The 22,135-nt window shown below is 62.8% G+C and carries 19 protein-coding genes; 8 read left to right on the top strand and 11 right to left on the bottom strand.

The window, feature by feature from the left end:
- Positions 1-44 precede the first annotated feature (44 nt).
- Positions 45-1,001: a helix-turn-helix domain-containing protein gene (locus tag N005_RS20705; protein WP_047702896.1), complete on the bottom strand. Its 957-nt coding sequence runs from the start codon at positions 999-1,001 to the stop codon at positions 45-47.
- 180 nt (positions 1,002-1,181) lie between these two features.
- Between N005_RS20705 and N005_RS20700 the strand changes: the two genes are divergently transcribed.
- Complete coding sequence (locus N005_RS20700) at positions 1,182-2,189, top strand: GlxA family transcriptional regulator (RefSeq protein WP_392397518.1); 1,008 nt, start codon at positions 1,182-1,184, stop codon at positions 2,187-2,189.
- Between the two features lie 47 nt (positions 2,190-2,236).
- Positions 2,237-3,133: a hypothetical protein gene (locus tag N005_RS20695; RefSeq protein ID WP_047702895.1), complete on the top strand. Its 897-nt coding sequence runs from the start codon at positions 2,237-2,239 to the stop codon at positions 3,131-3,133.
- A 15-nt stretch (positions 3,134-3,148) separates the two neighbouring features.
- On the opposite strand, the gene N005_RS20690 is transcribed toward N005_RS20695, so the two are convergent.
- A complete protein-coding gene (locus N005_RS20690; RefSeq protein ID WP_047702894.1) occupies positions 3,149-4,087 on the bottom strand; it encodes a LysR family transcriptional regulator in 939 nt (312 codons plus the stop codon).
- 350 nt (positions 4,088-4,437) lie between these two features.
- On the opposite strand from N005_RS20690, the gene N005_RS20685 reads away from it, so the two are divergent.
- The 4 genes from N005_RS20685 (at position 4,438) to N005_RS20670 (ending at position 8,270) form a co-directional block, all read left to right on the top strand.
- Entirely contained in the window at positions 4,438-5,088 is a 651-nt protein-coding gene (locus N005_RS20685) for a response regulator transcription factor (protein WP_047702893.1), read from the top strand.
- Positions 5,089-5,188: 100 nt separating this feature from the next.
- Positions 5,189-5,566 (top strand): response regulator transcription factor, encoded by a 378-nt coding sequence (locus tag N005_RS20680; protein ID WP_047702892.1) that lies wholly within the window; start codon positions 5,189-5,191, stop codon positions 5,564-5,566.
- 385 nt (positions 5,567-5,951) lie between these two features.
- Positions 5,952-7,154, top strand: coding sequence for an NAD(P)/FAD-dependent oxidoreductase (locus N005_RS20675; RefSeq protein WP_047702891.1), 1,203 nt, complete (start codon positions 5,952-5,954; stop codon positions 7,152-7,154).
- A 204-nt stretch (positions 7,155-7,358) separates the two neighbouring features.
- Positions 7,359-8,270, top strand: a complete 912-nt coding sequence (locus tag N005_RS20670) for a LysR family transcriptional regulator (protein ID WP_047702890.1) — start codon at positions 7,359-7,361, stop codon at positions 8,268-8,270.
- A 17-nt stretch (positions 8,271-8,287) separates the two neighbouring features.
- Here the strand turns inward: N005_RS20670 and N005_RS20665 are convergent, their stop codons facing one another.
- The 9 genes from N005_RS20665 to N005_RS20625 all read right to left on the bottom strand — a co-directional run bounded on the left by N005_RS20665 (position 8,288) and on the right by N005_RS20625 (position 18,277).
- Positions 8,288-9,295 carry an ABC transporter substrate-binding protein gene (locus N005_RS20665; protein WP_230166190.1) on the bottom strand — a complete coding sequence of 336 codons (1,008 nt, stop codon included), beginning with the start codon at positions 9,293-9,295 and terminating at the stop codon, positions 8,288-8,290.
- Positions 9,296-9,404: 109 nt separating this feature from the next.
- A complete protein-coding gene (locus N005_RS20660) occupies positions 9,405-10,787 on the bottom strand; it encodes an aspartate aminotransferase family protein (protein ID WP_047702888.1) in 1,383 nt (460 codons plus the stop codon).
- On the bottom strand, positions 10,784-12,232 hold the full coding sequence (locus N005_RS20655; protein ID WP_047702887.1) for an APC family permease: 1,449 nt from the start codon (positions 12,230-12,232) through the stop codon (positions 10,784-10,786). Before N005_RS20655 ends, N005_RS20660 begins: the two co-directional genes overlap by 4 nt.
- Before the next feature lie 64 nt (positions 12,233-12,296).
- Entirely contained in the window at positions 12,297-13,790 is a 1,494-nt protein-coding gene (locus tag N005_RS20650; protein ID WP_047702886.1) for an aldehyde dehydrogenase, read from the bottom strand.
- A gap of 14 nt (positions 13,791-13,804) precedes the next feature.
- A complete protein-coding gene (gene argE / locus N005_RS20645; RefSeq protein WP_047702885.1) occupies positions 13,805-14,971 on the bottom strand; it encodes an acetylornithine deacetylase in 1,167 nt (388 codons plus the stop codon).
- Complete coding sequence (locus N005_RS20640; RefSeq protein WP_047702884.1) at positions 14,964-15,638, bottom strand: DUF1028 domain-containing protein; 675 nt, start codon at positions 15,636-15,638, stop codon at positions 14,964-14,966. The genes argE and N005_RS20640 overlap by 8 nt, the downstream gene beginning before the upstream one ends.
- A 10-nt stretch (positions 15,639-15,648) precedes the next feature.
- Positions 15,649-16,059, bottom strand: a complete 411-nt coding sequence (locus N005_RS20635) for a RidA family protein (protein ID WP_047702883.1) — start codon at positions 16,057-16,059, stop codon at positions 15,649-15,651.
- Complete coding sequence (locus N005_RS20630) at positions 16,059-17,399, bottom strand: flavin-containing monooxygenase (RefSeq protein WP_047702882.1); 1,341 nt, start codon at positions 17,397-17,399, stop codon at positions 16,059-16,061. The genes N005_RS20635 and N005_RS20630 overlap by 1 nt, the downstream gene beginning before the upstream one ends.
- 419 nt (positions 17,400-17,818) lie before the next feature.
- Entirely contained in the window at positions 17,819-18,277 is a 459-nt protein-coding gene (locus tag N005_RS20625; RefSeq protein ID WP_047702881.1) for a metallophosphoesterase family protein, read from the bottom strand.
- A 106-nt stretch (positions 18,278-18,383) separates the two neighbouring features.
- Between N005_RS20625 and N005_RS20620 the strand changes: the two genes are divergently transcribed.
- Both N005_RS20620 and N005_RS20615 read left to right on the top strand, forming a co-directional pair.
- Positions 18,384-19,952, top strand: a complete 1,569-nt coding sequence (locus N005_RS20620) for a sensor domain-containing diguanylate cyclase (protein WP_047702880.1) — start codon at positions 18,384-18,386, stop codon at positions 19,950-19,952.
- Between the two features lie 120 nt (positions 19,953-20,072).
- A complete protein-coding gene (locus N005_RS20615; RefSeq protein WP_047704066.1) occupies positions 20,073-22,073 on the top strand; it encodes a peptidase U32 family protein in 2,001 nt (666 codons plus the stop codon).
- Positions 22,074-22,135: the final 62 nt, after the last annotated feature.

Raw genomic sequence — 22,135 nt, 5'->3', positions numbered from 1 at the left:
TGGGGTCATCCTAGGGAGCAGGCGTTATCGGCCGTTATCCGTTTTCAGCACAGATGCGTGCGACGCAAAGTCTGCGAAGGGGTTTCGCCGAACAGGACCCGATAGTCGCTGGAGAACCGGCTCAGATGCCAGAACCCCCAGCGTGCCGCCACCTCCTGCACACCCTGGACCTGATCGCCGTTGCGCAACTCACGGCGCACGGCATTGAGGCGTAACGCGCGCAAATAAGCCACGGGATTGATGCCCAGGGTTTCCTGGAAGCAGTATTGCAATTTGCGCCGGCTGGCACCGATGTGGTTGCACAGGTCAAGGATCGACAGCGGCTCGTCGACATGGGCCAACGCGTACTCCCGGGCCCGGTCGACCATGCGCTTGCGCGCCGTGGGGCTGAGGGGCGGCGCCTCGTCCGGCGCCACCAGTTCCAGCATATGCAGCATCACCGTATCGCGCAGGCCACGGCGGATCGACTCGTAGCCCAGCAGTGAGTCCCGTCCCTGGTCGCTTTCCAGTTCGGCGAACAGCGCCGCCAGCTCAGCCGGCAGCGTCGAGTCACCGAGGCGGTAACACTTGGGAAGATCGGTAATTCGAAAACGACTGCCCTGGCGTTCCAGCACATGCGCCAACGCCTGCTCGTCGATGGCGACGCCCAGCACATCCAGATGCTGGGGCGTGCGCAACTCAGGCAAGTTTTGCCCTCGGGCCACCAGCAGGCTGGGCTCGAGGATCGGGTGCCCGGAACAAAACACCGGGCCGTCCGCCACCAACGGCATGCTGAAGGTGATGGCCCCTTCCCAGGCCGTCCCACGCTTGGTCATGGCCTGATTAGAGCGGTCGCGCACCAATTGCATCCAGTCGGAACGGAATTCGATCAACTCGCCTTCGAAGCGTCCAGGGGTCAATTGGTCGTAGCAGACCTGCCAACCGCCCATGTTCCGGGCGTGCTCGTCGATGTCGACGGTACGGAACCGATTGACCGGCGATGCGATGGTGTTGTTATTCATTGACCCGACCTTCATCGATTCCTGGGCTTGTTGGGCAAAGATCAGGCAAGTTCCATTCCGTCTCCCGGAAACACCGCGCAATTGTGCCGAAAATGGATAATCGACCCGGCATGGAGTGCCTTCCGGTGTATAAAGCACAATGAAATCGACTTCTTGAACCTCCACGCCACCATGAATGACATGAGCAGTGACATCGACCTCGCCACCCGGTCGATCACCCAACCACGCACGCTGGTCTTCCTGGCCTACCCGCAAATGGGCCTTTTGGACCTGACCGGGGCCCAGACGGTGTTCTGGGCCGCGACCAAAGCCATGGTCGAACGCGGCCTGCCCGGTTACGCCATGCATACCGCCAGCCTCGCGGGCGGGTTGATGCGAACCGCCGAGGGCCTGGTCGTGGAGACCTGCGGCCTGGGCCAGTTCGACGACGTCCCGGTCGACACGCTGATCGTCCCCGGCGCGCCCGACATCCGCCAGGCGATGATCGATTGCGTCGACCTGGTCGACTGGCTGCGCCATGCCTCGGTCAGGGCGCGACGCACCGCATCGGTGTGCAGCGGCACATTCCTGATGGCCCAGGCCGGCTTGCTGGACGGACGCCGTGCCGCGACCCATTGGGCGATGTGCGACATGCTGAAAAGCGGTTTCCCGGCGGTAGAGGTGGACCTGGATGCGATTTTCATCCAGCAGGACCACGTCTGGACCTCGGCAGGGGTCAGCGCCGGCATCGACATGGCCCTGGCACTGGTGGAAGCCGACTGCGGACGCGACGTCGCCCTGCAAGTGGCCCGAGAGCTGGTGGTGTTTCTCAAGCGACCCGGCGGCCAGGCGCAATTCAGCCAGCTGCTGCAATTGCAAACCCAGGACAGCGCCGGCTTCGACGAGCTGCACCTCTGGATTACCGAGCACCTGAGCGACGACCTGACCATCGAACGGCTGGCCCGCCAGGCGCGGATGAGTCCGCGCAACTTCGCCCGGGTCTACAAGCGCCAGACCGGCCGAACCCCGGCCAAGGCCATCGAGTTGTTTCGCCTGGAAGCCGCGCGAAGATTGCTGGAAGACTCCCAACGCAACATCGACCAGATCGCCCGCTCGTGCGGTTTCGGTGACGAAGAGCGAATGCGCCTTACCTTCCAGCGCCACCTCTCGATTTCACCCCGGGATTACCGCAAGCGCTTTTCCCGCTGACCGGACTGGGGTTCCCAACGATTACCTCAACGAGCATGACTTCGTCCATGAGCGACTTCTCCTATACACAGTACATACGTTTCTGGACCCCGGACCCAGCCATCGGCCCGCGTGAACAGGCGCCGATGCTGCCCCAGGAGCAGGCCTGGGCCCATGACTACGCGGCTCACCACCGTTTCAACTGGGTCATGGTGCTGGTGCCGCCGCTGTGCTTCGGCCCCCTGTTGCCCCCCATCGCATTCCTCCTGGGACTGTTGCTCTATCAAGCGCTGTTCGCCCCTGGCCTCGATCTGGACACCATCATCGGTGAGTCCCTGGGATGGCTGGCGGTCGCAACAGTGCTTTTCACCACGGCCTGGGCGCTGCGCAATTTCCTGCGGGACAAGCACGACCCGACCAAACGCTACTGGCAGTCCATGCCGGATCAGGGGGTGGTCGAGCTCGAGCGCCATACCCTGGTCTCGGGTTTCTGCCTGTGGTCCAACGACTTTGACCCTGACTGCAACACCCTCATGCTCTGGGTCAACGATAAAATCGTGCACATGCAGGACAGCGGTGTATCGCAGTGGATCCTGACCAGGACCGAGGCGGGGCACTGGCTGGTGCTCAAGGAGCAATTTCCGGGCAACTTCACCTACGCTCGGATCGGGCAGGCGCCTGCGCCGGCCAAGCGGCTTCAACCACGAGCGCAACTGGCGATTGCCTTTGCCCCCGGTACCCAACTGCCGCTGGGCCGGCGTTTCGACGGCGCACCGATCCCCTTGATCGACACGTCTTACTGGTTGTCTGGCGATGAACTCAAGCGCCTTGCCGAAGCAGCCCATCACTGGACCTTTTTTCCACCGGACCGCTACGCAGTGATCAACGAGCAGGATGCCGAATGGGTGCAGCGCCTGGTGGCGAAGGCGCAAGCCCGTATCGACCCGGCAGGATACGCCTCTTAGCCTGCCTTGCAGCGCTCAGGCGACCTTCCGCGAGGCATGGTGTTCGGCGTGCTCGGCCACGAACGCACTGCAACGGGAGCGCAGCCAGCACTCCCCCGGGTCGTTGTGTGAAGCACCACCCCAGACCATCGACAGCGCGTGCTCGGGCAAGCGGATCGGCGCCGGCTCGGCCCTGAGGCCAGCGGCCGTCGCCATGGCCTGGGCGACATAGTCCGGCACGATGGCGATCATGTCGCTATGGGCCAACAGCACAGGCAAGGCGCTGAACTGTGGCACGGTCAACACCACCCGGCGTTGGCGCCCGATCAGGTTCAAGGCGCGATCAGAGTCATCGATGACATTGCCCATGGACGACACCACCGCGTGGGGTCGTTGGCAGAACTCGTCCAGGGACAATTCGCCGGGCTGCGAGTCGGCCCGCAGCAGCATCGGCCGAATCCGCCGCAAGTCCTTGCGCCGGGCATTGGCCGGCAACTCCAGGGTGTGGCTGATGCCAAGGGTGATTTCCCCGCTGATCAGCAACTGGGACATCTGCCATTGATCAGCCCGGCGCACCACCAGTGTCGTGCCCGGCGCCTCGACCCGCAGGCGGCGCAACAGATCCGGCAGCAACGCGTATTCAACGTCATCGGACAGTCCGACATGAAAGGTCGCCTCACTGGTGCCCGGATCGAACGCCTGGCAGCGACTCAGGGCAGCGGCAATGCCATCCAGTGCCGGGCTCAGGTTGGAAAATATTTCCTGGGCCCGTGACGTCGGCTCCATCAACCGGCCCGAACGGATGAACAAGGGGTCATCGAACATCAGTCGCAAGCGGGCCAGTGCACTGCTGATCGTCGGTTGACCAAGAAACAGCTTTTCACCGACACGGCTGACATTGCGCTCATGCATCAGGGTTTCGAAGACAACCAGCAGATTGATGTCAGCACGACGCAGGTCATTTCTGTTCATCATAGTAGCCGTCCCAGGCACCAGGCCATTGATTCAGGAGTGGACAGGATCATCGCCGGCCCCTTCATCGAGACGCACCGGCGACGGTATGCCTGGCAGGTTATTCCCGCGGCGCGCGCTTGTCTGTTGTACCTAGGGACAACCCATTCAACCTTTGGGCAAGCCCACTGATACTTCGGTATGCAGCGCTTCAGGACCGTGGCGCAATTTCAGGGTTTTATGTCCTACCTGGCGGCAAGCGGCACTTTTAAGATGCAACGATTCCCATGACCGTAGGATCCGAGCGCAGCCCAAGGCACTTCGTGCAGGTTCGCCCCTCCTACTCACTTGCACAGATTCGTTTCGGAAAGCCGATGACGCCCACCCACTCCGCCTGCCAGGCCATCAACGACGAGCCGCTCGTCTATATCGTCGACGACGATCAACCGCTGCGCGAGGCCCTCGGCGGCCTGCTGCGCTCCATTGGCCTGCAGGTCGCACTGTTCGGCTCGGTGACGGAGTTCATGCAATACCCTCGCCCCGACCAACCCAGTTGCCTGGTGCTCGACGTGCGGCTGCGCGGCACCAGCGGCCTGGACTTCCAGCAGCAACTGGCAACGACCGATACCCATCTGCCGATCGTGTTCATGACCGGCTACGGCGACATCGCCATGACGGTCAAGGCCATGAAAGCCGGCGCGGTGGATTTCCTGAGCAAACCCTTCCGGGAGCAGGACCTGATCGATGCAGTGTCCGCCGCCCTCCAGCGGGATCGGTTGCGCCGCGAGTCCGATCGTAGCCGTCGGGCGCTCCAGGACTGTTACGCCAGCCTGACGGCCCGGGAACAACAGGTCATGGCCCTGGCCGCGTCGGGCTTGATGAACAAACAGATCGCCGGGGAAATCGGTTTGAGTGAAATCACGGTCAAGATCCACCGGGGCCAGGCCATGCGCAAAATGCGCGCGCGCTCATTCGCCGATCTGGTGCGCATGGCCCAGGCGCTGGACATGCATCGCGGCGAGTGAAAGTTCATACCCAGGTATAACTTGGCGGGGTGACAGGACAAGGTATCTTGCAGGGAAGACGGGGCCTTTATGGCGACCTGACATCACTTTCGGTACCTAAATGTCCAATACCGCAATTATTTCAGTGGTCGATGACGATGAGTCCGTTCGAATTGCCTTGGAAGGTCTGCTGCGCTCCAGCGGCTACACCGTTCGAACCTATGCCAACGCGTTGGATTTCCTCTCCTCCAGCGGCCCAGAACAGACCGCCTGCCTGATCTCCGATATCACGATGCCCGGCATGAGCGGCATCCAGATGTATAACCAACTGGCCGACCAAGGCATTCACATCCCGGTCATTTTCATCACCGGCCATCTCGCCCCCATGCCCCGGGTCAAGGCCGGCGCAGCGGAGCCGGTGGCATTCTTTCCCAAGCCGTTTCACTGCGCTGAACTGATCGCCAGTATCGAATCGGTACTCAATCGGCCGGTTGGCTGAAACAATCACACATTTCCTGTGGGAGCGAGCTTGCTCCGGGCGGCGATCCGACGATGGCGGAGGGTCAGCTTGCATCCATTTTGAATGTACCGCCGTCATCGCGAGCAGGCTCGCTCCCACAGGTTCTGCGGCGTGCACAAAGGCAGCGTCCAACCCGCCAATCCTCTCGCCCATCGCTCTAACACCTTCGTATAGATCTTTCATACGCAGACATGCCGCCGCTGACCTTATGTAGAAGTGTCGGCCGCCGAACCGACGCATACCATTTCCTACAGCGAACCGAAGCTGAATGCATGAAGCCACGCACGTTCGGGTACTTCGCGACACGGTCACGCTGAAACAGCTGAACAATTCAACGTATCGATTTTGTCTTCGGGAGCACATCATGAAACAGCATATTCTGGTAATTGGCGCAGGTTTCGGTGGGGTATGGAGCGCCTTGAGCGCGGCCCGCCTGTTGGACCAGCATGATCGCAACGATGTGCAGATTACTGTCCTGGCGCCCCAGGCAGAGCTGCGCATCCGGCCGCGTTTCTACGAGCCGGACGTCCATACGATGACGGCCCCGCTGGACGGGTTGTTCAACGCGGTCGGAGTGAATTTCGTGCAGGGCTCGGCACAGAGCGTCGATGCCGATCTCAAGCAGGTGAGCTATCGCGACGCCTCCGGTGCCCAAGGCACGCTGAGCTATGATCGGCTGGTGCTCGCCGCCGGTAGCCAGTTGATGCGCGCTGACTTCAAGGGCGTGGTCGAACATGCCTTCGACGTTGATGAAATCGAACAGGCAACCCGTCTCGAAGCCCACATCAAGTCCCTCGGCAATCTGCCGGAAAGCCCTGCCCGCAACACCGTAGTGGTGGCCGGCGGTGGCTTTACCGGGATCGAAACCGCCACCGAAATGCCCGCCCGCCTGCGCACGGCCCTCGGCGAACAGGCCAAGATCCGGGTCATCGTCGTCGACCGCGCCCCAGAGATCGGTGCCTCGCTGGGCGAGGGCATCCGCCCGTCCCTGATCGAAGCGTCGGCTCACCTGGGCATCGAATGGATCCTCAACGCCTCGGTCGCATCGGTGGATGCCGGCGGCGTCATCCTGTCGAACGGCCAGCGCATCGAATCCAACACGGTGGTCTGGACCGTGGGTTTCCGCGCCAGTCCGTTGACCGAACACGTGCCCGGCACCCGCGATCGCCAGGGCCGCTTGCACGTCGACGGCAACCTGAAGGTGTTGGGCCAGGATCACATCTTCGCCGCCGGTGACGTGGCCTATGCCGCCACCGACACCGTGGGCAACTACGCGGCGATGTCCTGCCAGCACGCCATCGCCCTGGGGCGCTACGCCGGCAACAACGTCGCCGCCGACCTGCTGGGCGTGGCACCGATGCCCTACAGCCAGCCCAAGTACGTGACCTGCCTGGACCTGGGCGCCTGGGGCGCGGTGTACACCGAAGGATGGGATCGCCAGCTCAAACTGGTGGGCCAGGAAGCCAAGAGCCTCAAGAACCAGATCAACTCGATCTGGATCTACCCGCCCGCCGCCGATCGCGCGGCAGCCCTGGCAGCGGCCGATCCGTCGATTCCGGTGGCGTGATTTCACCTACCAACCCCGGCCAGGTCCCTCCTTTCTGAGCCGGTTTTTCCCAGACACCCGCCATGGATGGTTCGGCGGGTGTTTTTTCGTGTCTGCCCAGCCTGAATATCGCCACTGCCCAGGAAAATCCGCGTCAATCCACGTCCCCTGTCCACGCATCACAAGGTAAGGTAGGCAAGAAAACCATCCGGATCGAGGTGTGCCGTGGCGTCCTATTCCTTGCGTCAGCTTAAGTACTTCGTCACGACGGTTGAATGTGGCAGCGTGGCTGAAGCCTCTCGCAAGCTGTACATCGCCCAACCGTCCATAGCCACGGCCGTCAAAGGCCTGGAGGACAGTTTTGGCGTGCAGTTGCTTATTCGCCATCACGCCCAGGGAGTGTCGTTGACACCGGGCGGCGCTCGCTTCTATCGCAAGGCCCAGGAACTGCTGCGCATGGCCCGGGAGTTCGAGCAGAATGCGCTGGCCGATAACGATGTGATCAGCGGACAGATCGACATCGGTTGCTTCGAAACCGTCGCCCCGCTCTATCTGCCGCGACTGATCGCGGGATTTCGCGAGCGCTTCCCGGGCGTCGAGATACGCCTGCGGGACGGCGAGCAACAGGAACTCATGCAGGGATTGACCGGCGGTCGTTTCGACCTGGCGATTTTCTATGAGCACGATCTGGACAGCACCATCGAAACCGAGGCCCTGATGGCGCCACAGCGACCCTACGCACTGTTGCCGGCCGGGCATCGCTTTGCCAACCAGGCGCAAGTATCGCTTCGTGACCTGGCTCTGGAGCCGATGATCCTGCTGGACGTACAACCCAGCCGAACCTATTTCGTCAGCATTTTCGAAGAGCTGGGCCTGACGCCCAATATCGTCTTCAGCTCGCCGTCCATTGAAATGGTGCGGGGCATGGTCGGCCAGGCATTCGGCTTCTCGGTACTGGTCACCCGGCCGCACTCCACCTGCACCTACGACGGGCAACAGGTGGTGTGCGTCAGCATCACCGAAGAGGTGACCGGCTCGGCACTGGTGGCCGGCTGGCTCAAACGGGCGCACCTCACCAAGCCGGCGCAGTTGTTCGTCGATTATTGCAAGGAGCAGTTCCGGCAATGGCTGCAATGAACAGTGTGGCTAGGCCGCTAGCGCGCAGCCCAGGCATTGAAACGCTGCTCAAGCTCCTCGCCGTGATCAACCCAGAACTCGGCATCCACCGCCCGCGCTTCAGCCAGATTGGCCTCGGCGGTGGGCAGTTGCTGTTGCACCGCTACAGGCAGCAGGCTCAACGTCTTGCGATGTACCGGCCCATAGGGGATGTTTTCGGAGAACACTTTCTGCGCCTGCGGCTGGCTGGCGAAAGCGATGAACTGTTCAGCCAGGGCCTTGTTCGGCGTCCCCTTGACCACCGCCCAATACTCCGGGTCATACAGACTTTGCGGCCAGACAATCTCCAGCGTCATGCCTTCCTTCTGCGCCGAGGCGATCCGGCCATTGTAGGCAGCGCTCATCACCACATCGCCCGCCACCAGCCACTGGGCTGGCTGGGCACCGGCCTCCCACCACTGGATGTCCGGCTTGATCTGGTCCAGTTTGGCGAACGCCCTGGACACACCTTCGGGGGTGCCCAGCACCTTGTACAGCTCCTGCGCCTTGACCCCGTCCGCCAGCAATGCGATTTCCAGGGTGTATTTGGCGCCCTTGCGCAAACCGCGCTTGCCAGGATAGTCGGTGACGTTCCAGAAGTCCGCCCATGATCCAGGGGCCTTGGCGAGCTTGCTCCGGTCATAGGCCAGGACCATCGACCAGACGTAGGTCGCCACGCCGCACTCGGTGAGCGTACCGGGAACGAAGTTCGCCGGATCCCCCAGATGCGTCAGGTCGAGTCTCTCGAACAGCCCCTCTTCACAGCCACGCAGCAATTCGGGGCTTTCCACTTCGACCACGTCCCAGCTGGTGTGACCCGCTGCGACCATGGCCTTGATCTTCGACAACTCGCCGTTGTACTCACCGGCCACGACGCTTCCCGCGCCGCTGGCATTGAAGGGTTGGAAATAGGCCTTGTCCTGGGCCTGTTTGGTGGCCCCGCCAAAGGAGATCACAGTGAGACTCGGCGGCGCGGCGACGATACTGGCACTCGACAACGCCACCATACACGCAACAGTGCAACGCAAGGATCTGGACATCGATCGATTCCTCTCATGACCTGTACGAAGCCAGGTTGTTTGGAGCCGGCTCGCCCGCACGAGCCGGCGACGGGACTCAAAGGCGACCGTAGGCGCGGGCGGTGCGGTCTACAGCAATACGGGTCTTGTCGACCAGTTCGTTGATGTCGGCGTGGCTGGCCACCAGCGCCGGAGCCATGATCATCCGGCCGAGGGTGGAACGGATGATCACGCCTTCCTCGAAACCGAAGGTGCGGCATTGCCAGGCCATCTCGTTCTCGTTGGCAAAGCGCTTGCGACGGTCCTTGTCTTCGGCCAGTTGCAGGGCCGCGACCATGCCCACCCCCTGGATTTCGCCAACCAGGGGATGGCCACCAAAGACCTCTCGCAGGCAACGTTGCAGATACGGCCCGGTGTCCTCCTTGACCCGGCTGACGATGCCCTCGTCGCGCAGGGCCTTGAGGTTGGCGATTGCCACCGCGGCGGCCACCGGATGTCCGGAGTAGGTCAGGCCATGGGCGAATACCCCGCCCTGCTCCACCAGCACCTCGGCCATGCGCCGGGACAAAACCAGCCCTCCCATGGGGATGTAGCCGCTGGTCAGGCCCTTGGCGATGGACAAGGTGTCCGGCTCGAAGCCGAAATGTTCATGGGCGAACCATTCGCCGGTACGACCGAAGCCGCCAATCACTTCATCGGCGCACAACAGCACGTCGTACTGGCGACAAATACGCTGAATCTCCGGCCAGTAGCTTTCGGGCGGGAAGATCATCCCGCCCGCGCCCTGGAAAGGCTCGGCAACGAATGCGGCGACATTGTCGGCACCCAGCTCGAGGATTTTTTCCTCCAGTTGGCGAGCGGCCCGCAGACCGAATTCGGCCGGACTCAAATCGCCTTCGTGGGCGAACCAGTACGGTTCATCGATGTGCGCCACATCGGGGATCACGCCGCCCATCTCGTGCATGAATTTCATGCCGCCCAAGGCCGAGGCACCCAGGGTCGAACCGTGGTAGCCGTTCCAGCGGCCAATCAGGGTTTTCTTCTGCGGCTTGCCGAGAATCTGCCAGTAGCGCCGTACCGTGCGAATCAGGACCTCGTTGGCCTCGGAGCCGGAATTGGTATAGATGGCGTGGCTGTAGTGCCCCGGCAGCAGGCTGAACAGCAGTTCGGACAATTCCACCACCGATGGATGGGTGGTATGGAAGAACATGTTGTAATAAGGCAATTGCTCCAACTGGCGGCTCGCCGCGGCGGCCAGGTCCTGGCGACCATAACCCAGGTTGGTGCACCACAGCCCGGACATGCCGTCCAGGTAACGCTTGCCGTCGTTATCCCACAACGCCAGGCCCTCACCGCGAACGATTACCCGGGGCCCTTCGGCATTGAGGGCTTTCTGGTCGAGGAACGCATGGATATGGTGTGCTGCGTCCAGCGCCTGGTATTCACGGGTGCTGCGGGTTGCGTTGAATGACGCGTTCATTGGAAATCTCCTTGCTGATTGATCTTTTCGTTGTCGGTGCCTCGGCCTGCCGCCAGCGGCTCGGGCTTGAACAGCGGCTTGCCCATGACGCACTTGATCCACACCACCGCGATCAGCGAAACAATGCCCAGCACTGCACCGGCGCTGGCGAAGATAGGCACGGTCATTTCCGGGCTCGGGGATACATGCCAGATGGCAAACAGCATGCCGGCGATGCCGAACAGCTGGGGCAGCGGATAGAACGGCGTGCGAAACGGGCGATGCACGTGGGGATAACGTCGACGCAGGGCAATCACGTTGATGTGGGTGATGACGTATGCCAGCAGCCAGGCCAGGGCGGCAGCCAGCAGCAGAAGATTGATGGCGTCCGGGTGGTCGTGCATCAACAGCAATGGCACACCGGTGACGGCCGCCACGAACAGCACGGCAACCCAGGGTGCGCCGCTGCGCTTGCCGGTGCGTTTGAATACACCGAAGGCCTGGCCGTTCTGCGCCATGCCCAGCAACATCCGCGGGATGGCCGCCAGCGAACTGTTGAGGGTGCTGCACGTGGCGGTGATGGCGGCACTGACCAGCAAGACCTGGCCCGCTTCGCCGAACACGGTGGTCGCGAACAGGTAATGCGGCAGGCCATTACTGGCCAGTTCGGCCTGCGGCACAGTGAGCAAGGCCCCCAGGCAATACAGGCAGATGATGACGAAAATCACCGTCAAGCCGATCATCATCGAGGCCGGGATGTTGCGTTCCGGGTGCTGGGTTTCTTCCACCAGGGGGCAGACGAACTCAGCCCCGACGAAGCCCCATACGGCCATCGCCGTGAGTGCAACGACCCCGAGCCCCATGGGGTTCCAGCCGGATGTCGTCACCAGGGTCGAGACGCTGCCGGCCCCGTCGCTTGTCAGCGCCCCCAGGCCCATCACCAGCAACATCACCGTCATGACCAGCGCCAGCACTGTTTGCAGGCGCGAGAAAATGTCGATGTTGAACAGGTTGAGCACCGTGAACAGGCACAACACCCCAAGCGCCACGCTCAACGGCGGCATCGAGTGCGGGTAGACCTTGTCGATGATGAACTCCATCAGCAGCAGTTCCGCCGACAAGGCGAACATTGCCACCACCACATAACCGGAGAACGTCGCCAGGATCGCCGGGAACTGCCCGATGGCGACCTCGGTGTAGCTGCTCAGGCTGCCGGCGCGAGGGATCATCATCGCCAGTTCGGAAAACGAACAGGCGTAACTCAAGGCCAGCAGCCAGGCCAGGGCCAGCGGTATGACAAAGCCCATGCCGGCGATACCGGCGCCTTGCAGCATCAACACCATGACGCCTTGGGACACTACCAGGCCTACGGCCACCGCCAGCAGGGCGCTCAGGCCCAGGCGTCGGCGAGGCCTGGCCAGGGATGGGTCAACGGATTGCAACGGCACGCTTGAAGAACTGTCCATCGGTTGCTCCTTTTTCTTTTTCTTGGGGAGAACAAATCGATTGCGGTTTAAGACCGGATTGCACTCAGTGGCGAAGCTGAATCCAGGTCGTCTTGAGTTGCGTGTACTTGTCGAACGAATGCAGGGAAAGATCGCGGCCGAAGCCCGATTGCTTGCCACCGCCAAATGGCACCGTGACGTCCAGCGCATCCACGGTGTTGACCGAAACCGTACCCACATCCAGGCGTCGCGCCACGCGGTGCGCACGGTTCAAGTCGTCCGTCCACAGCGATGCCGCCAGTCCGTAGATATGCTCGTTGGCCATGGCGATGGCCTGCTCTTCATCCTCGAATGCACTGACCGCCAGGACCGGCCCGAACACCTCCTCGCGAGCCAACTGCATGTCAGGCTTCACACCGGTAAAGATCGTCGGTTCAATGAAATTTCCGGAGCCATCGAAGCTCAGCTGACGGCCACCGCAGACCAGCCGGGCACCCTCGGCCTGTGCCTGCCCGATGTACTGCATGATTCGCGCGGTCTGGCGTTCGTCGACGATGGCCCCGGCGCGACTCGCCGGGTCCAGGGGGTTGCCCGGTTGCCAATGGCATGCCTGGGCGACCAGCCGCTCGACGAACTCATCGTGAATCGAGCGCTGCACCAGCAGCCGCGAGTTGGCCGAGCACACTTCGCCCTGGTTGAAGAAAATCCCGAATGCAGCTTTCTGCGCCGCCAGGTCCAGGTCCCGGCAGTCGGCAAATACCAGGTTCGGGCTCTTGCCGCCGCACTCCAGCCAGACCTGCTTGAGGTTGGACTGCGCGGAGTACTGCATGAAGTATTTGCCGACTTCCGTAGAGCCGGTAAACACCAGTGAGTCGACGTCCGGATGCAGGCCCAGCGCCCTCCCGGCCTGCTCGCCGAGGCCCGGTACGACGTTCAGCACGCCCGGCGGCAAGCCGGCTTCCAGGGCCAGTTCGGCCAGGCGCAAGGCCGAGAACGGTGACTGTTCGGCGGGCTTGAGCACTACACTGTTGCCGGCGGCCAGCGCCGGGGCGACTTTCCAGGCCGCCATGTCCAGCGGGAAATTCCACGGCACCACCGCCGCGATCACACCCAGTGGCACACGGGTAATGGTGGCCAGGACATTCGCCGCCGATGGCGCGACCTGATCGTACAGCTTGTCGAGACTCTCGCCGTACCAGGCAAAGACATGGGCGGCACCGGGCACGTCGATGGTCCAGGCATCCATGACCGGCTTGCCCATGCTCAGGCTGTCGAGCAACGCCAGCTCCTCGCGGTGCGCCAGCATCAGTTGCGACAGACGCAACAGCACGGTCTTGCGCTCACCCGGCGCCATGCGCGCCCAAGGGCCTCGTTCGAAAGCCCGCCTCGCGGCTTTCACCGCGAGATCGACCTCGCGCTCGCCGCACGCCACCACATTCGCCAACCGTGTCCCATTGGCCGGATTGATGACCTCAAACCGTGCGCCGTCGACCGCCTCTGTCGGCACGCCATCGATCAAGGCGCAATCTCTCAGGCGCAGCTCTGCCGCCCGGCTCTTCCAGTCATTGAAATCGTTCATCGCAGGTTCCTTTGTCAGCGGTCGTCGGACTCGCTGAGGTCATTGGCCAGGCGATCCATCAAGCGATCGCAGGCCGCCATTTGTTCAACGCTCACGTATTCGTCGGGCTTGTGCCCCTGTTCCATGCTGCCGGGGCCGCAGATCACCGTCGCAATACCTGCCTGGTGAAACAGCCCGCCTTCGGTACCGAAAGCCACGGTGCCGAACGCATCGTTGCCGCACAGTCGGGCGAGCAGGCGCGCCGCGGCACTGTCCGGCGAGGTTGCCAGGCCGGGATAAGCTGACAGATGCTCAAAATGGATCGCGGTGTCGGCTTGCACGGCCCGCATCGTCGGCAGCAATTGTTCGGCATAGGCGCGCAGTTGCTCGACGACGGCCTGGGGAGCAAAGTCCGGCAAGGCACGTACTTCGAAATCGAAACGGCAATCGGCCGGGACAATGTTCAACGCCGTGCCGCCCTGGATAACCCCGACCTGCACCGTCGAGTACGGCGGATCGAAACGTGCGTCATGCCGTGACGGTTCGGCCAGCCCCGCGCCGATCTGGCCCAACCGGCCGATCAGGCGCGCCGCCTGCTCGATGGCGTTCACCCCGGAAGGCGCGTAGGCCGAGTGGCAAGCCGCGCCCTTGACGTGGCAACGCATCGCCAGCTTTCCCTTATGACCCAGCACAGGTTGAAGCCCGGTGGGCTCGCCAATCAGGCATAGAGCCGGTTGTTCGATGCGCTGCGGCAGTACCTCCAGCAAGCCGCGCACGCCCAGGCATCCGACTTCTTCGTCATAGGAGAACGCCAGGTGTACCGGTCGCCGCAGCGGGCTGGACAGGAACATCGGCACCGCCGCCAGTACCGAAGCGAGAAAGCCCTTCATGTCCGCCGTGCCACGCCCGAAAAGCTTGCCATTTGCCTCGCTCAGGCAGAACGGTTCGACCGTCCAGGCCTGCCCGTCCACCGGCACCACATCGGTGTGCCCGGACAGCACCACGCCACCAGGCACCGACGGGCCGATACTCGCCAGCAGGTTGGCCTTGGTCCGCTCCGGGTTGTAGACCAGTTCGCAGGCCACCCCCAGGCCGTGCAGGTAGTCGCGCACGAACCCGATCAATGCCAGGTTCGAGTCGCGGCTTACCGTGGCAAAACCCACCAGCCTGGCAAGCAATGCGCGGCTGCGCAAATCACTCATCACCCGGCACTCCGTAGCGGGGGGCCAGGGTCGGATTCAGGGCGCGGATCAGGTAGTCCTGCAATTGTGGCTGGTAGGCGACCCAGAGCTTTTCCAGTTCACCGATGGGATTCTGCTCGGCCCAGTCCACCCGTAGATCGACAATTGGCCACGTCAAATCATCCACCACCGAAAGCGCGGCGGAGTGCACCGCCCCGGCCTCGCCACCCGCCTCCTGGCCGGCTCGCAAAGCGTTCATCAGACGGGCCGCGAGACAGCCTTCACTGCCTTCGAAAGCAGCAATCATGGCGTCGATCACGCCCTCGTCGGCCAGTAGATTTCCAGCCGCCACACACTGCTCACCGGCCAGCGAATTGTGAACGCCCAAGGCATGGCAGCCGCTGTAGATCGCGGTATGTCCATGAGCATCGACGACCGCCACCTGGCGGTACTCGCTATAGCCATTGCGAGCCAGGGCACGGTCCACCGCCTCGCGTGCATCCAGGCCGTCGGCCAGTTCATCGAGGATCAGCGGTCCCAGAGCCGGCAGCGTAATGTTCTGGCTCGACACCGCGCCGACACCGGCCCGCAACCAGGGACAGCGGGCACCGACGGCAATGCTGGAGGAACTGATGGCGACGCCTAACTGACCGGTTTCGGCGCAACGCCCGACGATAGAAAAAGTCATGTTCCGCTCCTTATTCGGGGATCACCGCGATCACATCGATTTCCATCAACCACTGCGGCTGGCCAAGGGCGCTGACCACCAGTCCGGTGGAAATCGGGAACACGCCCTTGAGCCATTTGCCGACCTCCTGGTACACCGGCTCGCGGTAGCGCGGGTCGATCAAGTAGGTAGTGGTCTTGACGATATGGCTCAGGTCGCTGCCGGCCTCTTCGAGCAATTGCTTGACGTTGCGCATGGCTTGTTCGGCCTGGGCACGAGGGTCGCCGAGGCCCACCAGTTGCCCGTCGAAATCGGTGCCCACCTGACCGCGTACATAGACGGTGTTGCCGGCGCGCACGGCCTGGCACAAGTCGTTGTCCAGCGTCTGGTTCGGGTAGGTATCTTGGGTGTTGAACATGCGGATACGAGTGTGGGTAGGCATCAGCGGACTCCCATGAGGCTGGCTTCTGGATTGCGTGAATCGGTGCCGGGCGACTGCGCGTGAACGCTCTCGGCCCGACGCTGGACTGCGTCTCGATAGGTGAGGTAGGTGCGCTGCTTCACGATGTGATCAGCGACATGCCGGGCGTCATGCCATACGCCCCAGATGAAGGCCGACCCTCGACGCGACTGCCATGGCAGGCCGACGAAATACAGACCCGGCTCGCTGCAGACTCCGCGCTGGTGCCGGGGTTTGCCATGGGCGTTGAACGCATCGACTTTCAACCAGCTGTAATCCACCGAGTAGCCCGTGGCCCAGATAATCGTGGTCACGCCAGCATCGACCAGATCCAGCTCGAGGCTCGGGTGGGTCAGGCATTGCGGGTCAGGCAGCAGCTGGCGTGCCTCTGGCTCGAGCGGCAGGTCCAGGCCGTTGCGGGCAATGTAGGCGTCGGCGGCATCCAGCAGCGCCAGGTAGTTTTCATCGCCGCGGGCAATGTTCTCGGCAAGATTGGCCTCGAACGTCACCACGCCCTCATGGAATGCCTTTGTCAGCCCCACCAGGGTTATGCCCTCGTGGGCCAGCCGGCGAAAATCCACCGTATGACCGCCACGGGCACCACTCACGGCGATGGTCACGTGTTCCTTGCCGGGCTGGACGGCTTCGGCATCCCATTCGCCCAGTACGCCCAGCCACCAGCAGAAATCACGGTTGCGATAGGCCCGTGGAGGACGATCATGGGCGCCTACCGACAGATAGACCCGCTTGCCGGCGCGCCGCAGCTCATCGGCGATCTGCACCCCCGACGACCCTGCCCCCACCACCAGCACCGCGCCGTCCGGCAATTGCCGCGGATTACGATACTGGGCGGAATGGATCTGGGTGATCGTCGCCATGTCCGGCGCAATCGGTGGAATCACCGGCCGCTGGAACGGTCCGGTGGCAACCACCACATGAAGGGCCTCGATCAATCCTTCCGAGGTTTCAATGCTGAAGCCGGGACGGCCGACATTGCGCTCGACTTTGCTGACCTCCACACCCGTGCGGATCGGCGCGCTGAACTTGTCGGCATAGGCTTCGAAGTAATCGGCTACCTGATCCTTGGCTGCGAATGCATCCGGGTCGAGTCCCTCGAACTCCAGCCCCGGGAAGCGGTCATGCCAGGCCGGGCCGTTGGCAACCAGCGAGTCCCAGCGCGCCGTGCGCCAGGCTTCGGCGATGCGGTTGCGCTCCAGGACGAGGTGCGGCACGCCGTTCCGGCTCAGGTGCTCACTCATGGCTATACCGGCCTGGCCGGCGCCGACAACAAGGGTATCGATGTGTAGGGTTTCAACGGTCATGTCTTGCTCTTCCGGCAGGAGAGTTGATCAGGTCGGTCATGGCGGCCGCCTCGGTTGTGTTGTTTTTGTTCTGCGGTACAGGGACTTGAAGGGTGTGAAGCGATTGTGTTGGCAGGCGGGAATTTGCGAAACGAGGGTTTTTGTAGTTGCTGGAGAGGAAAAAACTGTATGTGCGTCAGGCATTCTGAAGATGAGCAACGATCTCGCGCCCAGCCCGGAAACCAGTGTAGAGCGAACCGGCTCGCGATAGCGGTGGATCAGCCAAGACTGATGAGACTGACAGACTGCCATCGCGAGCAGGCTCGCTCCCACAGGGATTGATGGTGAAACAGTGACCTCGCGGCGAGCCCGCCGGTGTGGGAGCGAGCCTGTTCGCGAAAGCGGTGGGTCAGGAGAGTCCCAGTACTAAGCCCCTGTCGTCATTCCAATAAACGAACGATCCGCGGCTCGATCGAACCCGCACTCACCTCAAGCAACGCCAGCGTCACCGGCAGCTTGAAACGCCGCCGGCCAGCGCTGCCGGGGTTCAGGTACAAACGCTCGCCGCGCCATTCGATACCCGGCTTGTGGGAATGCCCCGTGACCACCATCTTCACGTCCGGATCGAGCGAAGCCGGCACATCGGCAATGTCATGCACCAGCAGCACCTGCCATCCACCCAGATCGAACTGCAGGCTATCGGCAAGTTGACCGGCCCAATCGGCGTCAAGGTCGTTGTTGCCGCGCACCACGTGCAGCGGCGCAATGGACGCCAGTTGCTCGAGGATCCCGGGGCTCCCAATATCACCGCCATGAATGATCCGCTCGCACCCCGCCAGCGCGGCAAGCGCTTCAGGGCGAAGCAAGCCGTGGGTATCGGAAATGACGCCAACTTTCATGTGATTTCCCGCTGTATCTGCGTCGTCGCAATGGCTAACGTGCTGGAATTGAATAAGATAGGCTGCGCAGCCATAGTGCGCAGACTTGTCGTAAAAGGAAATGTTAATGCTCGGACGCAAACGGCCGGAGCCAAAGAGCGAAAGCCCTGTCCAGGATTTCGACCCCCAGGCTGCGCGGCCAGGTGCGGCATTGAGGCTTACCGTCAGTTTCATGCTGGTGGTAGTGATCGCCTTTCTGTCCGTGGAAGGCTGGAGAACATGGCGTGACTACCGTGCGGCGTTTTCGGCCGCCCGCGATTCGGTAACGAACCTGGCGCGAGCGACGGCCCAGCACGCCGAAGACACCATCCGCCAGGTGGACGTGGTAACCGCCGCGCTCAGCGAGCGGGTGGAAGGCGACGGGCTCAAGAACATCGACATCCCGCGCATCCATAAACTGCTGGTGCAGCAATCCGCCATCATGCCGCAGTTGCATGGGCTGTTCATCTACGGACCCGATGGACAATGGGTGGTCACCGACAAGGAAACGATCCCGGAACCGGCGAACAACGCGGACCGTGACTATTTCCAGTATCACCGCACCCACACGGATCGCAACGTGCGCATTGGCGAGGTCATCCGGAGCCGCTCCACCAATGATCTGATCATTCCCATCTCCCGACGCCTGAACAACCCCGACGGCTCGTTCGCCGGCGTGCTGCTTGGAACGGTCAAGGTCGCCTATTTCGTGGACTACTACGGCGACTTCAAGATCGACGACAAAGGTGCCCTGGTCCTGGCCATGCGCAACGGCACCGTCCTGGTACGGCGCCCCTTCGTCGAGACGGTGATCGGCAAGAGCCTGGTCAATAGCGTGATCTTCAAGAACTTCCTGCCGACGTCGAACCAGGGCACCGCCGAAGCCCGCGCCGTGATCGACGACACCGAACGCCTGTATGGCTACCGCGCGCTGACCACCTATCCGTTGGTGGTGGAAGCCGGCCTGTCCCGGGACTCCATCATCGCGCCCTGGCGCCGCGACCTGCTCAAGACCGGTTTCGTGCTGGTCTTCCTGATCGTCACCCTGGTCGGCTTCGGGCTCATCGTGCTCAGCCAACTGCGCTACCGGATGACCATGGAAAAGCAGATCCGTCATGCACACCAGAGCATGCGGGACATGGCGTTGACCGACAGCCTGACCGGGCTGGGCAACCGCCGGAAGCTGGACCTGGCCTTGGCCGATGAGCTACGCCTGGCCAAGCGCCAGGGTTCGTCCCTGGCGCTGATCATGCTCGACGTCGACTACTTCAAGCGCTTCAACGACAAATACGGGCATGCCGCCGGGGATGAGTGCCTGCGGGCCATCGCCGGGGCGATCCAGGGCGCGGTCAAGCGGCCGAGCGACCTGGCGGTGAGGTACGGCGGCGAAGAGTTCACCGTCCTGCTGCCCAATACCGACAGTACCGGTGCCACCAAGATTGCCCAGGACATTCTCGACGCCATCAGGGCGCTGGACATCGAACATGGCGATCATCCATTGGGCATCGTCACCGCCAGCGCCGGCATCACCACCAGCCAGCCGGGCACGGTGGACGTGACGCCCGCCATGTTGATCAAGGCCGCCGACGCCTTTCTGTACCTGGCCAAGAACACCGGGCGAAACCGCTGGTGCAGTGCCAACGCAACGTCGGGTTGACGCGCTAAAGGACCGCCGTGCATCGGTCCGGATCGCGCAAATCCAAGTCCACAGGTGCCGGCAAGGCGCCTGGCGGCTACAATGGTCGCTTCGACCGTGACCAGCCTGACTAAAAAACACATGTCCTTGCCCAAACATCATCTGGAATTGCTCAGCCCTGCCCGCGACGTGACCATCGCCCGCGAGGCCATCCTGCATGGCGCCGACGCCGTGTACATCGGTGGCCCGAGTTTCGGCGCGCGTCACAACGCCTGCAACGAGGTGGGCGATATCGCCCGGCTGGTGGAGTTCGCCCACCGCTACCACGCCCGGGTATTCACCACGATCAACACCATCCTGCACGACAACGAGCTGGAGCCGGCCCGCCAACTGATCCACCAGCTTTACGATGCGGGTGTCGACGCGTTGATCGTCCAGGACCTGGGGGTGATGGAGCTGGACATCCCGCCGATCGAGCTGCACGCCAGTACCCAGACCGACATTCGTACCCTGGCCCGGGCCAAGTTCCTCGATCAGGCCGGCTTTTCACAGCTGGTACTGGCCCGCGAGCTGAACCTGCAGGAGATCCGCGCCATCGCCGACGAAACCGATGCCGCCATCGAGTTCTTCATCCACGGCGCGCTGTGCGTGGCGTTTTCCGGCCAGTGCAATATCTCCCACGCCCAGAACGGTCGCAGCGCCAACCGTGGCGACTGCTCCCAGGCCTGTCGCCTGCCCTACACCCTCAAGGACGACCAGGGCCGGGTCGTCGCCTATGAAAAACACCTGCTGTCGATGAAGGACAACAACCAGAGCGCCAACATCCGCGCCCTGGTGGAAGCCGGCGTGCGCTCGTTCAAGATCGAAGGGCGCTACAAGGACATGGGCTATGTGAAGAACATCACCGCCTACTACCGCCAGCGCCTCGACGACGTCCTCGAAGACCGTCCGGACCTGGCCCGTGCATCCAGCGGCCGTACCGCGCATTTCTTCGTGCCCGACCCGGACAAGACCTTCCACCGGGGCAGCACCGACTACTTCGTCAGTGAGCGCAAGATCGACATCGGCGCCTTCGACTCACCGACCTTCACTGGCGTGCCGGTGGGCGTGGTGGAAAAAGTCGGCAAGCGTGACCTGCAGGTCGTGACCTTCGATCCGCTGTCCAACGGCGACGGCCTGAACGTGCTGGTCAAGCGTGAAGTGGTGGGCTTCCGGGCCAACATCGCCGAGCCGAAAGGCGAATTCGAAGAAGACGGCCAGAAGCGCTACCGCTACCGCGTCGAGCCGAACGAGATGCCGGCCGGGATGTACCAGTTGCGCCCCAACCACCCGTTGAGCCGCAACCTGGACCATAACTGGCAGCAAGCGCTGCTGAAAACCTCATCCGAGCGCCGTGTCGGCCTGGCCTGGGTCGCGCGCCTGCGCGAAGAACGCCTGCAACTGACCGCCACCAGCGAGGAAGGCATCAGTGCCAGCGTCGGCCTGGACGGTCCATTCGGCGTGGCCAACAAGCCGGAACAGGCCCTGGAGCAATTGCACGACCTGCTCGGCCAACTGGGCACCACCGAATACCACGCCACCGCCATCGAGCTGGATGCGCCCCAGGCGTTCTTCATTCCCAACTCGCAGCTCAAGGCGTTGCGTCGCGAAGCCATCGAAGCCCTGACCGCCGCCCGCATCGAAGCGCACCCACGCGGTGGCCGCAAGGCGGAGACCAACCCGCCACCGGTGTACCCGGAGTCGCACCTGTCGTTCCTGGCCAACGTCTACAACCAGAAGGCCCGGGACTTCTATCATCGCCACGGGGTCAAGCTGATCGACGCGGCGTTCGAGGCCCACGAGGAAACCGGTGAAGTGCCGGTGATGATCACCAAGCACTGCCTGCGCTTCTCGTTCAACCTCTGCCCCAAGCAGGCCAAGGGCGTCACCGGCGTGCGCACCAAGGTCGCGCCGATGCAGCTCATCCACGGCGATGAAGTCCTGACGCTGAAGTTCGACTGCAAACCCTGCGAGATGCACGTGGTCGGCAAGATCAAGGGCCACATCCTCGACCTGCCATTGCCAGGCAGCACGGCGCAGCCAGTGGTCGGGTACATCAGCCCTGAAGACCTGCTCAAGACGATTCCTCGCGCCCCGCATTAAGCAACGTCACACCCTCCATGTGGGAGCGAGCTTGCTCGCGATGGCGGCGGTCCAGTCGGCAT

The sequence above is a fragment of the Pseudomonas mediterranea CFBP 5447 genome, assembly GCF_000774145.1.
GTDB classification, from domain to species: domain Bacteria; phylum Pseudomonadota; class Gammaproteobacteria; order Pseudomonadales; family Pseudomonadaceae; genus Aquipseudomonas; species Aquipseudomonas mediterranea.
This window is presented reverse-complemented; position numbering and strand designations above follow the sequence as displayed.